This is a genomic window from Halomonas sp. IOP_14 (genome assembly GCF_021021315.1).
Taxonomy (GTDB): Bacteria; Pseudomonadota; Gammaproteobacteria; order Pseudomonadales; family Halomonadaceae; genus Vreelandella; species Vreelandella titanicae.
Window position 1 is genome coordinate 13663 of the sequence record NZ_JAINWD010000040.1, and the last position, 15723, is coordinate 29385.

The window sequence follows — 15723 nt, forward strand, 5'->3', positions numbered from 1 at the left end:
GCACACTGACAGCCTTCCAGATGAGTGATAGGGCGGGAAATAGTCGTTGAGAGATTCGGTGATAAAGAGCAAACAAAGCGCCCAAACGGCCACCATTCGAGAAATTGCCCGGCGGGCCGAAGTATCGATTGCCTCGGTCAGCCGGGCCCTGAACGGCAAGCCAGGGCTCAGTGACGCCCTGCGTGAGAAGATTTTGGCGATTAGCCATGAAGTGGCCTACCAACCCAGCGCCGCGGCTCGTCAGCTAATAAGCGGTAAAACGGCGGTGGTAGGCATCTCTCTTGGCCGTCAGGATATCGAGCTGCGCCCTTACTATATCTTGCTCTACCAGCACCTTACCGTGGCCCTTCATCAGCAGGGTATGGTGCCGGTGTTCTTTAATCACCAACAAACCGCTGAATTACCCGAACGCGCGGGGGCAGCTATTTTGCTTGGTGAAGCCCCAGACGATGAGCGCCCAGCGCTGCTTAAGGCCGCTGCGATTCCTTTTGTGCGCATAGGTGATGCCGGGGAAGGCTTTTCCGTCGCCCCGGACGATCGGCAGGGGCTGTATGAGATGACCCACCACCTCATTACCCAGGGTCGCAGGCGGCTGGCGTTTATGGGCGGCGAGCTAGAGGTGCCGCGTCCCCATAGCCGTTTGGAGGGCTACCGGCGGGCGTTGGCAGAGGCTGGGTTTGCTGAACGCTTGATCAGCCTACCGCACCGCTTCGCGTCAGACTCCCTTAACAGCTATCGCTATCTAAATCGCTATTTAGACGAAGAGGGCACTCAATCACTGCCTTTTGATGCGCTGGTATGCGCCACCGACGAACTAGCGTTGGGCTGTGTGGCCGCGCTGGAAGACCGCGGGATCGAGGTGCCTGCTCAGGTCGCGGTGACAGGCTTTGATGACCTGCCCGCCCTCGCCACTGGGCTCACCACTGTTCGCCAGGATATTGCCGAGATAGCCGCGACGAGCATGTCACTACTGGCAGAAGCAAGGGCGGGAGAAGCGCCCCGGCACGTATCGCTGCCGGTGGCGCTGGTGGTGCGCGAAACGAGTTAGCGCGGGGGTAGCTGCTCCAGCCCGAAGGCGTCGGGGAGTAGTGCTTGCATATGCCTTGCATATGCAAGTATGGGTGGCTATATTGTACAGATAAGGCATTTGTAGGGGGTTTTTATGCGTACAGTATCCATTTTCAAAAACGGCAAAAATCAAGCCGTCCGGTTACCTAACGATATGGCATATGAGGGTATCGGAGAGCTTGAAATCACGCGTGAAGGCGACGTCATCACATTGCGGCCTGTACGCCCCTCGTGGGTATCCTTCTCTGAACTACCCAAAGCGGATGACGATTTTCTAATTGAGCGTCCTAACGTTGTGAGTGATGAGGGCAGGTTCGATCTGTGACGACCTATATGCTGGATACCTGTATCTGTTCATTCATTATGCGCGAACAAGCAGCATCGGTTATCAGTCGCCTAGCCACTGAGGTTGGGCAGGGGAATCGAATAGTTGTATCGACGGTTACCTATGCAGAAATGCGCTATGGTCAAATCGGCAAGAAAGCATCTGCTAAGCACAAGTCTCTTGTTGATGAATTCGTGAAGCGATTGGATGCTGTATTGCCCTGGGATAAGCAAGCCGTGGATGCAACCGTTGAGATAATGCGGGTGTTAGCTAAAGCAGGCACGCCTATTGGCTCAAACGACTCGGCCATTGCAGGGCATGCAATGGCCTCGACTTGCACCCTGGTTACCAACAACGTGCGTGAATTTAGCCGTGTTCCAGGGTTGGTTTATGAAGATTGGGTGCATTAACACTAACTATTTAACGAGAACTGACAGAATTATAAAACCAACGGTATTGCACCATAATTTCATTAAACAACATGGTGCAGCAATTAATATCATCGGTTCTCCCGCTTTCTATTACGTCATGTGTCACTCCTTGACAAGATGTTGCACTCAATTCTTACGACCACGTATCCAGAATTACTGCGATATAACCTTACCGCTCGGTTTTCCACAACTGGAGGGCATCTAGGTTTCTACCAGATGCGTGAAGGCAAGTTCTGGCCAAGCTGGCTCGATAACGTGATTGATTTTTTATGGGGACAACACAGTGAATCTATATTTTCGAATGATCTGGCTACTACTGACTGCGAAGCGTCGACGCGGTTGGATGCGCCTTAATGCCCTTGAAAATACCCTTGAGGGGCTTGTTTTACCCAATGATATCGACGTGAATGGCCATATGAACAATGGCCGGTTCATGACGATCTGCGATCTTAACCGCATTGACTTGTTCATTCGCACAGGCTTGGCTCGAATCATGCTTCGTCGAAAATGGATGCCCATCATCTCGTATCATGACATGAGCTACTATAAGTCACTCAAGCTTGGTCAGCGTTATCGTTGCAATATGAGTATGGAGCATTGGGACGAGAAGTACTTTTACATGCGGCACAGGTTTACCAACCCCAGCGGTGCCACGGTTGCTGAAGGTGTTTCGCGTGCGGTTATTCGTGGTAAAGACGGCGTCATTCCACCCGAAGAAGTGGTGGCTGCTGTGGAAGCGTATCAACAGTTGTCCACGGAAAAGCCGTCAGCTAAATAAAGCGAAACGGCTTCTTTTGTGTAGGAATATTAACGCGGCGGCAGTTGCTCGGGCCCAAAACCGTCGGGCAGCAGGGCTTCCATGGTGTAGGTTTTCAGTAGTTCGCCGCTGCCGGATAGCACCTTGATTTGCGTTTCTGGCGTGGCGAACTCGCGGATGCGCTGACGGCAGTCGCCGCAGGGCGTGCATAAGTGATCGCCTGGGCCCATGACGTAGACGATGGCTAACTGGCGTTGCCCTGCGGTGATCATGGCGGAAATGGCCGAGGCTTCGGCACACAGGCCTTTGTAGTGCGCCACTTCTACGTTAGTGCCCGCAAACTGCTGGCCATCCGGCGTCACCATTACTGATGCCACCGGGTGTGCTGAGTAGGGCACATAGGCGTTAGCCCGCGCGCTGAATAACTTCTCAACGATCTCTTCTGATACTTCATCCGTTTGCTGACTCATCACAACTTCCTCTTAAGCGTGGGCTGCGTCGTCGCGTAACACGGTGTCCAAAGCAATCAGCATCATATCGTCGAAGGTGGTTTGACGGTCGGCGCTGGAGAGCGAGTCGCCTTTCAGGATGTGATCCGACACGGTGCAGATGGTCATGGCGCGGGCGCCAAACTCAGCGGCGACGCCGTAAAGACCTGCGGCTTCCATCTCGACGCCGACAATGCCGTAGCGCTTGAGCATTTCAGCCATTTCGGTTTGCGGGTTGTAGAACAAGTCTGCAGAGAAGATGTTGCCCACTTTGACCGGCACGTTTTTGGCCTTGGCGGCAGCCACCGCGTGCTGAGTCAGTTCGAAGTCGGCAATAGCAGCAAAGTCGTGGTCGTTAAAGCGCATGCGGTTGACCTTGGAGTCGGTGCTGGCGCCCATGCCGATGACCACATCGCGGACGTTGACATCGTCGCGCACCGCGCCGCAGGAGCCCACACGAATCAGCGATTTAACGCCGTAGTCGGTGATCAGCTCTTTGGCGTAGATGGAGACCGACGGAATGCCCATGCCGTGGCCCATCACGGATATCTCGCGGCCTTTGTAGGTGCCGGTGTAGCCGAACATGCTGCGCACGTCGTTGACCTGGCGCACGTTCTCCAGGTAAGTATCGGCGATGTATTTGGCGCGCAGCGGGTCGCCGGGCATCAGTACGGTATCGGCAAAATCACCGGGAGCAGCGTTAATATGTGGGGTTGCCATCAAAGGTCTCCTTTAAGCGGCGTCGGGTAGAAAGCTTTTGCCATCGGCCATGGCCGGTAACAGGAAAAAGTCGGCCAGGGTTTGGCCAATATCGGCAAAGGTGCCGCGCTCGCCCAGCGGGCCGGGGGTAAAGCCGGGGCCGTGTACCAGAATGGGGATGTACTCGCGGGTGTGCTCGGTGCCGTGCCAACTGGGGTCGCAGCCGTGATCGGCGGTGAGAATCAGCAGATCATCTTCGCTTAGCGCAGCCAGGAGCTTAGGCAGCTTGGCGTCGAAATCTTCCAGCGCGGCGGCGTAGCCCGGCACATCCCGGCGGTGGCCATAGACCGAGTCAAAATCGACAAAGTTGGTCATGATCATGGCGCGCTCGCCTTCGTCGCGTTGGTTGGTGCGCGCGATCTCTTTGAGCGTGGCGTCCATTAGTGCATCGTGGCCGCTGGCTTTTACCTTGTGAGTAATGCCGCAGTGGGCGTAGATGTCGGCAATTTTACCAATCGAGACTACTTCGCCGCCGGCATCATCAAGCTTTTGCAGCACGGTGGGTGAGGGCGGCTCAACGCTGTAGTCGCGGCGGTTGCCGGTGCGGGTGAAAGTGGTGCTGTCTTCGCCGATAAACGGACGCGCAATCACACGGCCAATATTGTAGGGCTCAAGCAGTTCGCGGACGGTTTCGCACAGCTTATAAAGCCGTTCAAGGCCGAAATGCTCTTCGTGAGCGGCGATCTGAAACACTGAATCCGCCGAGGTATAAACGATGGGTTTGCCGGTGGCTATGTGCTCTTCACCCAGGCGAGAGATGATCTCGGTGCCAGAGGCGTGGCAGTTGCCAATCACCCCAGTGAGATCGGCTTCTTGCACGATGGCGTCGAGCAGCTCAAGGGGGAAACTGTCGGTTTTATCCAGAAAGTAGCCCCACTCAAAGCGTACCGGGACACCGGCAATTTCCCAATGGCCGGAGGGGGTATCTTTGCCGCTGGAAATTTCTTTGGCGTGGGCGTAAGCGCCTTCCAGGCTTTCCGGCAGCGTGACGCCTTCGGCAACGCTGTCCGTGGCATCGCGGTGGGCATGAAATAGTCCCAGCTTGGCCATGTTGGGCAGCTTGAGTGGCCCAGAACGGTTGGCGTTATCCGCCTCACCACGGGCGCAAGCGGCGGCTATATGACCCAAGGTGTCGGAGCCTTCATCACCGAAGGTCGCGGCATCCGGGGCGGCGCCAATCCCAAAGGAGTCAAGTACCAGTACAATCGCGCGGCTCATAAGGCTTCTCCACGGAAAGTGTCTTGTAGCAGGGTGTCGGCGTTGGCGGCACCTTCGCCAATTGTAAACGCTGCACGCAGCTGTTCGGCGGCGCGCTCGGCGGCGGCGTCACTGCGGGCGTGCACCATGGCAATGGGGCGCTGGCTATCCACGCTCTCACCGATTTCGACGATGTCGGTGAAACCGACGCTGTGATCGACGCTGGCATCGTTGCGCAGGCGACCACCACCCAGTTCCACCACGCTCATGCCCACCGCACGGGTATCGATGCGTTGCACGATACCCGATTGCTCGGCATATACCGGCTTGATTACCTCGGCCTTGGCTAGGTAGTGTTCGGAGCGTTCCATAAAGTCGCTAGGCCCACCGAGTTCGTGCACCATGCGGGCGAATACTTCAGCAGCTGCGCCAGAGGTTAGCGCCTTCTCAAGCTGAGTAAGTGCTTCTTCACGTGAGCCTGCGAGCCTGCCGGCGATCAGCATTTCCACGGCCAGTTCACGGGTGACTTGCATCACGCGGCTGTTGGGGCGGTCGCCACGCAGCAGGGCCAGAGTCTCAACGATCTCTACGGCGTTACCGGCGCAGGGCGCCAGCGGCTGACTCATATCGGTGAGCAGGGCGGTGGTGGGCGTGCCTGCCTGGGTGGCCACATTGGCGATGCTTTTGGCCAGTTCGCGGGATTTTTCCGGCGTAGGCATAAAAGCGCCGCTGCCGACTTTAACGTCCATTACCAGCGCATCCAGTCCGGAGGCCAGCTTCTTGCCCAAGATAGAGGCGGTAATCAGCGGAATCGATTCCACGGTGGCGGTCACATCGCGCACGCCGTAGATGCGCTTGTCGGCGGGGGCGAGATCACCCGTTTGGCCAATAATCGCTACGCCGGTGGTTTTCACCACCTCGCGGAAGCGCTCAGGGGCAGGGTAGGGGTCGTAGCCGGGGATCGATTCGAGCTTATCCAGGGTGCCACCGGTGTGGCCCAGGCCGCGACCGGAGATCATCGGTACAAAGGCGCCGCAGGCGGCGACCCAGGGGCCGAGCACCAACGAAACCAAATCGCCCACGCCGCCGGTGGAGTGCTTGTCGACGATCGGACCGGGCAGGTTTAGATCGCTCCACTGCATCACGTGGCCAGAGTCGCGGGTGGCGGTGGTCAGCGCAACGACTTCTTCACGGCTCATGCCGTTGAGAAACACGGCCATGGTGAAGGCGCCAATTTGGGCGTCGCTGATGCGATCATCGGCAATGCCCTGCACAAAGGCTTTAATCTCTTCCGCGGGCAGCGGCTGGTTATCACGCTTTAGGCGAATCAGCTCCTGGGGAAGAAGGGTGTGTTTAGTCGCGTTGGCAGACATTAGTAACCTCCGTCAGTGGTGGCCGCGTTGGTGTTGCCGGTCAACGTAGCCAGCAGATTACCCAGCAGGCTAGAGGCACCAAAGCGGAAGTGAGCGGGCGTCGCCCAGCCTGAGCCCATAATATCGTTAGCAAGAGCCAAATATTCTGCTGCGTCTTCGGCGGTTTTGACGCCACCTGCTGCTTTAAAACCAACGTCTTGGCCACTGGCCTTGATGGCTTTGAGCATAATTTCTGCGGCTTCCAGTGTAGCGTTAACAGCTACTTTGCCGGTCGAGGTTTTAATGAAATCCGCACCGCCTTCAATGGCCAGTTCGCTGGCGCGTTTGATCAGCGCAGGTTCTTTGAGCTCGCCGGACTCAATGATCACTTTGAGCAGTGCTTGACCAGCGCAGGCGGCTTTGCACATTTCTACCAGCTCAAGGCCGGTCTCTTCGTCGCCTGCCATCAACGCGCGGTAGGGAAATACCACATCAACTTCATGGGCGCCGGAGGCAACCGCATCGCGGGTTTCACGGGCGGCGGCCATAATGTCGTCGTCGCCATTAGGGAAATTGGTGACCGTGGCGATCTTCACCTGCTCGTTTAGCTTGTGAGCCGTAAGGGCACGCTGGGCGGTGACAATAAACTGTGGGTATACGCAGACCGCGGCAGGGGTGCCAAAGGGCGTTTTCACCTGCTGGCAGAGCGCTTCAATGGTGCTGTCCGTGTCGTTGTCGTTCAGGCTCGTCAGATCCATGAGGGTGAGTGCTTGGCGGGCGGCTTGGACGATATGGGGAGAGGCGGTCGCAGTCATGGAATTCTCACAAATCAGTAAAAGATAAAAACGGGCACTGCGGATAAAGCCGCAGTGCCCGCCACCTTCAGTAAAACCCGCTGCGTTAAGCAGTGACGTTACTTAGGGCGATAAAGAAGCCAGCAATCGAGGCCGACATCAAGTTGGACAGTGTACCGGCCAATACGGCTTTGACGCCAAAACGAGCAATCTCTTTGCGGCGGGTAGGGGCAATGCTACCCAGGCCACCCAGCAGAATCGCAATGGAGGAGAGGTTCGCAAAGCCACACAGCGCAAAAGAGAGGATCGCCATGGTGTGCGGTGTCATCATCTGACCCGTCGCAGCTACCACCTGTTCCCCATCAATGTAAGGCGCTAGGTTGATGTAGGCGACAAACTCGTTGACCACTAATTTTTGGCCAATGAATGAACCAGCCAGCGTCGCTTCTTCCCAGGGTACACCCAACAGGAAGGCAAGCGGGGCAAACAGCCAGCCCAGGATCAGCTCCAGGCTCAGCGAGTCAAAGCCCACCCAGCCGCCAATGCCACCCAGGATGCCGTTGATCAACGCAATCAGCGCGATAAAGGCGAGTAGCATGGCGCCCACGTTGGCCGCGAGCATTAGGCCCGAGGTAGCGCCCGATGCTGCAGCGTCCAGTACGTTGGCAGGTTTATCTTCCAGGGCTTCAATCTCTTCTTCCACCTTGGTAACGCTGTCGCTGTCGGTAACGTCTTGGGTTTCCGGCATGATCAGCTTGGCGAACAGCAACCCGCCCGGCGCCGCCATAAAGGAGGCCGCTACCAAGTACTCCATGGGAATACCCAGCGCGGCGTAGCCCGCCAATACTGAACCGGCGACCGATGCCAGACCACCACACATAACGGCAAACAGCTGCGAAGGCGTCATGCGGGCGATAAACGGACGCACCACCAAAGGTGCTTCGGTCTGGCCGACGAAAATATTTGCCGTTGCAGAAAGCGACTCCGTGCGAGAGGTGCCCAGGGCTTTTTGCAGGGCACCACCGAGGATGCGAATCACCCACTGCATAATGCCGATGTAGTAGAGCACGGCGATCAGCGAGGAGAAGAAGATAATGACGGGGAGTACTTTGATCGCAAATACAAAGCCGACATTATCCACATCGGCTAAGCCGCCGAACAGAAAGCCGATACCATCGTTGGCATACACCAAAATTTGGCTAACGCCGGAGGAGATGGCCTGTAGTACCGCTTGGCCAAACGGCACATAAAGTACAAAGGCACCAATCCCCGCTTGTATAGCAAAGGCGCCCAGCACGGTACGTAGCCGGATCGATTTACGGTCGTAGGAGAAGATCAGGGCAATGGCCACCAGAGTGACCATACCCACCAAGCTCATAAGGAGTGTCATAAGGAGATCCTTCGAGTCCGCGAGTAAGAAGCGCGTTTATAGTAAGTTGAGCTTGACGGAGTAGATCATCGCATTCTGATAATTGTTGGGGGTGCCCAACTTATTGTCAGAGTAGCGATACTGAATGCCAGTGGTGATCAAATCACTCGGATGCCACCATAGGCTCAGTGCACCGTTGGTGCCTACACTGCCCGCTGTATCGCCCACGTAGTTCTGCTCCAGATACTCATCGTCGCGACCAAAGGTCTGTTCGTGCCAGTTGGTGACGCTGAAGTCCTGGTTGAGTGCAGTGAAATCATAACCCGCGACCCAGCCTGCCATATAGCCGTTCATGCCGGTATAGCTGTTACTTTGTACCCGCGCAGCACCGATAAAGGGCTTGAACCACAGGCCATTGTCGAAGGTAGTGCGGTAACCCAAACCAAGAATCTGATCCTGCTCGCGGCTGTCATAACCGTAATCACGGAAGTCATACAGGTGGGCGTAAATCGACAGCGAGCTGTCACCCAGGTAAATGTGTGAGGTCACTTTACCCGCGGTGCGGAAGTTGTCTTTACCACCGCTGGACTCATCGAACTGGTCGTTGGTGGGGTTCTCGAAATCAAAGAAGCCGTAGAACTCGCCCCAGCTAAAGCCAGCGCCGCCTTCGATTTCGAGAAACATAAAGTCGCTTTTCGCCGCGTTGGAAGCGGTGCGCGCCTCGGTGCCGTTTGACCAGTCCAGGTAGTTAACCGAAACGTTGGCGAATGACCACAGTCGATCTAGAGGATGCGACTGAGCAGCCTCGTCTGCCATTAGCGGCGTAGTGAGTATGGCCCCTAATACGCCAGCGCCAAGCGCGATCTTAGACGAAGGGGGGCGAGAGTGTGTACGAGCAGTCATGAGAGCCTCAACATTGGTTGTCGCGGAGCCACTTGGGTGTGGCTATCCGAGGTTGTAGTCGTGCGGGCTGGCGTTAATGTTAAAATTATAACATTTAGTGTTATTTTTCTAACGTTGATTTGCAAGAGTTGTCACATCAACGCTATTTAAATGTCATATGGCTCTCATTGTGGCACTAATAGCACCAATAGCCGTCGTAGCAGTGGAAATTACGCCGCCGCTCGCTCAGCATAGAAATGAAAATGGACGCAACACCGATGCTCTCGTTGCGAAAATCACAACAAGAGGGGTTTGCCAGGAGATGCCCACCATGAATGGCCGTAGTGCGCTGCGCCTTGCCAAGCTTCAGGAAGCGCTTGCCAGTGGCGGTACTCTTCATCTGCGCGATGCCGCAGAGCTATGCGATGTTTCCGAAATGACCATCCGTCGCGATCTGACGACTCAGGATACTGCCATTAGCCTGCTGGGTGGACGCCTAGTGATGGCAAACTACCCTGGCGTAACGCCTATTTATGACTTGACCGAACAGCAGGCTAGCCACTACCAGGCCAAGTATCGGCTTTGTCAGCGGGCGTTAGCCTACATAGAAGAGGGCGATACGCTGTTTATCGACTGCGGCTCAACGCTAATGCCGCTGCTGAGCCAGTTAAGTCATTTCCGAGAGCTGACGGTAGTGACCTATGCGCTTAATGTTGCCAATGCCGTTGCCGCCCTGCCCAACGTGCGCTTGGTGCTACTGGGCGGGCTGTTTTATGCCACCTCGCAGTCATTCGGTAGCGACAATATGACTGCTGCTATCGAGCGGTTAGGCATTAATAAGGCGCTGATCTCCGCTGCAGGGGTGGATTTAGAGCGTGGTGTTAGTTGCTTTCACTTTCACGAAGTGGCGCCTAAACAGGCTGCCATTGCCACCGCTATGCAGCGCCTGTTGGTGGTAGATGCCAGTAAGTTCAGCGTAGTTCGCCCGGCCTATTTCGCTGCTCTGGACGATTTTGATGTGGTGGTTACCGACGAAGAGGGCGCCCCGCAGTTGCTTAAAAAAAATGGCCGCGTTGTACCTGAGATAGTGGTTCCCACCGTCACAGTGGCGTAAGCGATTTCCCCCTTGCTCATCCCAGTCAATACCTTGGGTGCGGCAATGCGCCACTTCTTTCATGATCTCGATCAATAGAAAATACTTTAGTCTTAACTGCTTAAGCCTTTAGTGCTTAGGCCAGCGAGGCTCGTCGCCAATTCCCATCCGGCGACGCATATTTTTCCCGGAGCAATGGCGCCCAGCGTCACGTGTGCACTGTCCTTGAGAGCGTTTTCCTAGCTCGTTTTCAAGAGCGCCATGCAGAGCATGTTTTGGGAAGAGTATGGGGTGGTAGTTAGCCTGCTATGTAGAAGGGCGACATGGCTAGCTAGTGTTTTAAACAACCTCTGACGAGATCACACCATGCAACGACGCTCACTTTGGCGCAGGCGAGGCACTCTAGTGCTCCTTGCGCTGTGTCTGTTTCTAGCAGGCTGTAGTTCAGCGCTGCTAGACCCAAAAGGCCAGATTGGCGCTGAGCAGCGCACACTGATTCTGACCGCCTTTGGCCTAATGTTGATTGTAGTTATTCCTGTGATTGTCATGACGCTGCTGTTTGGCTGGCGTTACCGGCGTAGTAATAGCCTGGCTAAATACACGCCTGATTGGGCGCACTCCAACGTGATTGAAGCGGTGGTGTGGATCGTGCCCTGTGCGATTATCGCGGTGCTCGCCCTGTTGACCTGGAAGACCTCCCATAGCCTTGATCCCCACAAACCGCTGGAAAGCGATGTGGCGCCGATCGAAATACAGGCGGTGGCGCTTGATTGGAAGTGGCTGTTTATCTACCCCGAGCAGGGTATTGCCAGTGTTAACGAAGTGGCCTTTCCGGTAGATACACCGGTGCGCTTTAGGGTCAGCTCAGGCTCAGTGATGAACGCTTTCTTTATCCCCCATCTTGGCAGCCAGATTTATGCCATGGCGGGCATGGATAACGATGTCCATCTCATCGCCGATGAAATTGGTAGCTACCCTGGTCGTTCCACCAACTACAGTGGCGCGGGCTTCTCTGGCATGACCTTTGAAGCCAAGGTGACCAACCCCGAGGATTTTGACGCCTGGGTGGAAATGGTACGCGCTGCTCCACAAACGCTGACCTACCCAGAAGGTTATGAAGCGTTGGCGGAACCTAGCGAATCGAATCCGGTTGAGTACTTCTCAGCCATTTCACCATCGCTGTATGAAAGCATCTTACGAAGCTTCCATACCGGCGGCGAGCATCAGATGGGCGGCGATCATGCTGACTCCCACGATGGCGAAAATGAGAAGACTGCCGATCACGCGGCCGAATCAGGTCATGTCACTAACAACCATGCTAGTCAGGATAATGCCATGCGCAGCCACTCCTCTAGCGTAGAAGTGGGAGGTTAAGCCGTGTTTGGAAAACTCACGTTAGAGTCAATTCCCTACCACGAGCCGATCATCATGGTCGTCGCGGCCTTTATGGCCATTGGTGGGATCGCACTGTTTGGTTTAATCACCTATTACCGTAAGTGGGGCTGGCTGTGGAACGAGTGGTTTACCTCCGTTGACCATAAAAAGCTCGGCATTATGTATTTCATCGTCGCTCTGGTGATGCTGCTGCGCGGCTTCTCGGATGCGATAATGATGCGCACCCAGCTGGCGATGGCCGCCGGGGATGCAGCGGGCTATTTACCCCCCGAACACTACGACCAGATCTTTACCGCCCACGGCGTGATTATGATCTTCTTTGTCGCCATGCCCATGGTCATCGGCTTGATGAACCTGGTGGTGCCGCTGCAAATTGGTGCCCGCGACGTTGCTTTCCCTTTCCTGAATAACTTAAGCTTTTGGCTGTTTGCGGTCTCCGCGATACTGGTCAATATCTCGCTGGTGGTGGGCGAATTCGCCAAAACCGGCTGGCTCGCTTACGCGCCGTTATCGGGGATCGAGTTTAGTCCCGGGGTGGGGGTCGACTACTGGATATGGGCGTTGCAGATATCCGGTATAGGCACCACGCTGACCGGTATTAACTTTTTCGTGACCATCATTAAAATGCGCACCAAAGGCATGACGATGTTCCGCATGCCGATCTTCACCTGGACCTCGCTGTGCGCCAACGTGCTGATCATTGCTTCCTTCCCAATTTTGACCGCGACCATCGCGCTGCTAACGCTGGATCGCTATTTGGGTATGCACTTCTTTACCAATGATTTTGGCGGCAACATGATGATGTACGTCAATCTCATCTGGGCCTGGGGCCACCCGGAAGTTTATATCCTGATTCTGCCAGCCTTCGGCGTGTTCTCTGAAGTGATTGCGACCTTTGCCCGTAAGCGGCTGTTCGGCTACGCCACCATGGTGTGGGCGACCATTTCGATCACCTTGCTCTCGTTTGTGGTTTGGTTGCACCACTTTTTCACCATGGGGGCGGGCGCCAACGTCAACGCCTTCTTCGGCATTATGACAATGATCATCGCCATTCCTACCGGGGTGAAAGTGTTCAACTGGCTGTTCACCATGTTCCGCGGCAGCCTGGAACTCACTTCGCCGGTGCTATGGACGCTGGGCTTTATTATCACCTTTACCCTAGGCGGTATGACCGGCGTTATGCTGGCGGTGCCCGCAGCTAACTTTGTGTTGCATAACAGCCTGTTCGTTATTGCGCACTTCCACAACGTTATTATCGGCGGCGTGGTGTTCGGCATGATGGCGGGGCTTACCTATTGGTTCCCCAAAGCGTTCGGTTTCACTTTGAACGAAAAGTGGGGCAAGCGGTCGTTCTGGTGCTGGTTTATCGGCTTCTACGTCGCCTTTATGCCGCTTTACGTACTGGCCTTCTTTGGTGCCGTGCGCCGCATGCAGTCCTACGCCAACCCCGAATGGCAGCCGTGGATGATTCTGGCTTGGGTAGGCGCGGTAATCATTATGCTGGGCATTGTCTGCACCATCATCCAGTTCTGGGTGAGTATTCGTGACCGCAAACAGAACGCTGATGTCACCGGCGACCCCTGGAATGGCCGCACCTTGGAGTGGTCAACCTCTTCTCCAGCGCCGTTCTACAACTTTGCACGTCTGCCGGAAGTGGGCGATATCGACAGCTTCTGGTCGCAAAAGCAGCGTAGCGAAGAGCAGCTTGAAGAAGCCCCCTATACCGATATTCATATGCCTCGTAATACCGTGGCCGGGCCAGTTATCAGCTTCTTTGCGCTGGTCATCGGCTTTGCGCTGGTGTGGCATATCTGGTGGTTAGCCGGCGTCGGCGCCGTGGGTGTATTCATCAGCTTTATGGCACGGGTATTTAACGACGATATCGACTACTACGTTCCCGCTGCTGAAGTTGAGCGAATCGAACGTGAGCATCAACAACGCGTGGAGGCGCAAGCGTAATGTCGACTGATACGCTAAATCATAGCTCGCACCACCCGGTAGAGCACGAAGAAGAGCATCACGATGCCTCGGGCACGAAATTGTTTGGTTTCTGGGTCTACTTAATGAGCGATTTGGTGATCTTCGGGTCACTGTTCGCCACTTACGCCGTGCTGATGAAGGGCACGGCGGGTGGGCCAACTGGCGCTGATATCTTTGAATTACCTTTGATCCTTTTCGGAACCTTTGCACTGCTGATCAGTAGTTTCACCTTCGGTATGGGCGTTTTGGCAATGCATGCCAACCGTGTTGGCCAAGTGAAAGTGTGGCTGATTATTACCTTTCTACTGGGCTTGTGCTTCCTGGGGATGGAAGTCTATGAATTCCAGCATCTGATCCATGAAGGGTACGGTCCGGACCGTAGCGGCTTTTTATCGGCCTTCTTTACCCTAGTCGGTACTCACGGGTTGCACGTTACGTTTGGCATGATCTGGATTTTGGTGATGTTGGTACAGCTTTACACCAAAGGGTTGAACGATATGACCCGGCCGAGGATTTTGTGCCTAAGCCTGTTCTGGCACTTCCTCGATATTGTCTGGATCTGTGTCTTCTCATTCGTCTATCTGATGGGAGTGTTGTGAGATGAGTGCAAGTTCAACCAATGCCCATGGCAGCGTTAAGTCGTATGTGACAGGACTGGTATTGTCGCTGATACTGACCATTATCCCTTTTGCGGTGGTGATGAGTGGCGCTTTTAGCGTATTGGCTACCGTGATTGTGATAGCCGTGACCGCGGTGTTGCAGATACTGGTGCAACTGGTCATGTTTATGCATATGAGTACCAAAGCCGACGAAGGCTGGAATCTGATGTCCTTCGTCTTCACACTGACGATTCTCGTCCTAGTGGTAGGAGGCTCGCTGTGGATCATGCAGCATCTGCATCTCAACATGATGATCGGCTAATCTCAGCGCCCAGCCGCTGGCGGGATCTGCTCGAGCTGACCAAGCCGGGCATTATCGGCGGCAACCTGATTGCCACCCTAGGCGGCTATTTTCTCGCCGCCCAAGGCCAGTTCGAGTGGCTCAGCTTTGTCTCGGTCATGGTGGGGATTGCGTTAATCATCGCGTCGGGCTGTGCGTGTAACAACGTTATTGACCGCGATATTGATGCATTGATGGCGCGTACGCGCCATCGCCCTCTGGTAAGAGGCAGCATCTCTATTACCCAGGCACTGGGCGTTTCGGCACTGCTGGGTGTGTCGGGAGTGGTGTGTCTGGCGCTGGGCACCAACGGGTTAACCGTTGCCTTGGCGGTCATTGGCTGGGGCGTTTATGTGGGGCTTTATAGCCTCTATATGAAGCGCCGCTCAGAGTACGGCACCTTGGTAGGTAGCCTTTCCGGTGCCATGCCGCCAGTGGTGGGCTACTGTGCAGTCACGGGGCAGTTCGACAGCGGTGCGATCATGCTGCTGGTGATTTTCTGTCTGTGGCAGATGCCGCACTCCTATGCGATTGCGATCTTCCGCTACGCCGATTACCGCCGCGCGTCGATTCCGGTACTGCCGGTGGTGCGCGGAGTGAAAATGGCAAAACACCATATCCTGGGCTACATCGTGGCGTTTATACCCGCCTCGTTGGCGCTAGGGCTGGCCAGCCAAGCGGGCGCGGGATATCTGTGCGTGGCGCTGACCATGGGCGGCTACTGGCTCTACTTGGCACTGCGCGGCTACCGTTTAGATGACGATGTGCGCTGGGCCAAAAAGGTGTTTGGCGTCTCTATCCTTACCATCACCGCGATGAGTTTAGTCATGGTGCTGGAATCGATGGTGCCGATGTGGGTTTAGCCCTCACATACCGTTAAGCCGTTAATAAAAC

At 55.4% G+C, this 15723-nt stretch carries 17 protein-coding genes; 10 read left to right on the forward strand and 7 right to left on the reverse strand.

What is annotated here, in order from left to right:
• Nucleotides 1-58 precede the first annotated feature (58 nt).
• The 4 genes from K7H09_RS19710 to K7H09_RS19725 all read left to right on the forward strand — a co-directional run bounded on the left by K7H09_RS19710 (nucleotide 59) and on the right by K7H09_RS19725 (nucleotide 2602).
• A complete protein-coding gene (locus K7H09_RS19710; RefSeq protein ID WP_230805655.1) occupies nucleotides 59-1048 on the forward strand; it encodes a LacI family DNA-binding transcriptional regulator in 990 nt (329 codons plus the stop codon).
• Between the two features lie 114 nt (nucleotides 1049-1162).
• Complete coding sequence (vapB, locus tag K7H09_RS19715; protein ID WP_141439728.1) at nucleotides 1163-1393, forward strand: type II toxin-antitoxin system VapB family antitoxin; 231 nt, start codon at nucleotides 1163-1165, stop codon at nucleotides 1391-1393.
• The gene (locus tag K7H09_RS19720; RefSeq protein WP_141439727.1) at nucleotides 1390-1803 is read left to right on the forward strand and encodes a type II toxin-antitoxin system VapC family toxin; all 414 of its coding nucleotides are present in this window, start codon (nucleotides 1390-1392) and stop codon (nucleotides 1801-1803) included. Before vapB ends, K7H09_RS19720 begins: the two co-directional genes overlap by 4 nt.
• 364 nt (nucleotides 1804-2167) lie before the next feature.
• Complete coding sequence (locus K7H09_RS19725) at nucleotides 2168-2602, forward strand: acyl-CoA thioesterase (RefSeq protein WP_141439726.1); 435 nt, start codon at nucleotides 2168-2170, stop codon at nucleotides 2600-2602.
• A gap of 29 nt (nucleotides 2603-2631) precedes the next feature.
• On the opposite strand, the gene cdd is transcribed toward K7H09_RS19725, so the two are convergent.
• The 7 genes from cdd to K7H09_RS19760 all read right to left on the reverse strand — a co-directional run bounded on the left by cdd (nucleotide 2632) and on the right by K7H09_RS19760 (nucleotide 9443).
• Nucleotides 2632-3051 carry a cytidine deaminase gene (cdd, locus tag K7H09_RS19730; protein ID WP_141439725.1) on the reverse strand — a complete coding sequence of 140 codons (420 nt, stop codon included), beginning with the start codon at nucleotides 3049-3051 and terminating at the stop codon, nucleotides 2632-2634.
• 12 nt (nucleotides 3052-3063) lie between these two features.
• Nucleotides 3064-3789 carry a purine-nucleoside phosphorylase gene (gene deoD / locus K7H09_RS19735; RefSeq protein ID WP_230805656.1) on the reverse strand — a complete coding sequence of 242 codons (726 nt, stop codon included), beginning with the start codon at nucleotides 3787-3789 and terminating at the stop codon, nucleotides 3064-3066.
• 12 nt (nucleotides 3790-3801) lie between these two features.
• Nucleotides 3802-5046: a phosphopentomutase gene (locus K7H09_RS19740; protein WP_009287195.1), complete on the reverse strand. Its 1245-nt coding sequence runs from the start codon at nucleotides 5044-5046 to the stop codon at nucleotides 3802-3804.
• Entirely contained in the window at nucleotides 5043-6398 is a 1356-nt protein-coding gene (gene deoA, locus K7H09_RS19745) for a thymidine phosphorylase (RefSeq protein WP_009287196.1), read from the reverse strand. Before deoA ends, K7H09_RS19740 begins: the two co-directional genes overlap by 4 nt.
• Nucleotides 6398-7192: a deoxyribose-phosphate aldolase gene (deoC, locus tag K7H09_RS19750; RefSeq protein WP_009287197.1), complete on the reverse strand. Its 795-nt coding sequence runs from the start codon at nucleotides 7190-7192 to the stop codon at nucleotides 6398-6400. The genes deoA and deoC overlap by 1 nt, the downstream gene beginning before the upstream one ends.
• Before the next feature lie 85 nt (nucleotides 7193-7277).
• Nucleotides 7278-8561: a NupC/NupG family nucleoside CNT transporter gene (locus tag K7H09_RS19755; RefSeq protein ID WP_009287198.1), complete on the reverse strand. Its 1284-nt coding sequence runs from the start codon at nucleotides 8559-8561 to the stop codon at nucleotides 7278-7280.
• Nucleotides 8562-8597: 36 nt separating this feature from the next.
• Nucleotides 8598-9443, reverse strand: a complete 846-nt coding sequence (locus tag K7H09_RS19760; protein WP_022520639.1) for an outer membrane protein OmpK — start codon at nucleotides 9441-9443, stop codon at nucleotides 8598-8600.
• A gap of 310 nt (nucleotides 9444-9753) precedes the next feature.
• Here K7H09_RS19760 and K7H09_RS19765 point away from each other — a divergent pair, with 310 nt between their 5' ends.
• From K7H09_RS19765 to cyoE, 6 genes are all read left to right on the forward strand, one after another.
• A complete protein-coding gene (locus K7H09_RS19765; RefSeq protein WP_022520638.1) occupies nucleotides 9754-10536 on the forward strand; it encodes a DeoR/GlpR family DNA-binding transcription regulator in 783 nt (260 codons plus the stop codon).
• A gap of 345 nt (nucleotides 10537-10881) precedes the next feature.
• Nucleotides 10882-11889: a ubiquinol oxidase subunit II gene (cyoA, locus tag K7H09_RS19770; protein WP_141439717.1), complete on the forward strand. Its 1008-nt coding sequence runs from the start codon at nucleotides 10882-10884 to the stop codon at nucleotides 11887-11889.
• A gap of 3 nt (nucleotides 11890-11892) precedes the next feature.
• Nucleotides 11893-13869 (forward strand): cytochrome o ubiquinol oxidase subunit I, encoded by a 1977-nt coding sequence (gene cyoB / locus K7H09_RS19775; RefSeq protein ID WP_009287202.1) that lies wholly within the window; start codon nucleotides 11893-11895, stop codon nucleotides 13867-13869.
• Nucleotides 13869-14489: a cytochrome o ubiquinol oxidase subunit III gene (cyoC, locus tag K7H09_RS19780; protein WP_009287203.1), complete on the forward strand. Its 621-nt coding sequence runs from the start codon at nucleotides 13869-13871 to the stop codon at nucleotides 14487-14489. The genes cyoB and cyoC overlap by 1 nt, the downstream gene beginning before the upstream one ends.
• A 1-nt stretch (nucleotide 14490) precedes the next feature.
• Nucleotides 14491-14811 carry a cytochrome o ubiquinol oxidase subunit IV gene (cyoD, locus tag K7H09_RS19785; RefSeq protein WP_022520636.1) on the forward strand — a complete coding sequence of 107 codons (321 nt, stop codon included), beginning with the start codon at nucleotides 14491-14493 and terminating at the stop codon, nucleotides 14809-14811.
• Nucleotides 14769-15692 carry a heme o synthase gene (gene cyoE / locus K7H09_RS19790; protein WP_141439715.1) on the forward strand — a complete coding sequence of 308 codons (924 nt, stop codon included), beginning with the start codon at nucleotides 14769-14771 and terminating at the stop codon, nucleotides 15690-15692. The genes cyoD and cyoE overlap by 43 nt, the downstream gene beginning before the upstream one ends.
• Nucleotides 15693-15723 lie beyond the last annotated feature (31 nt).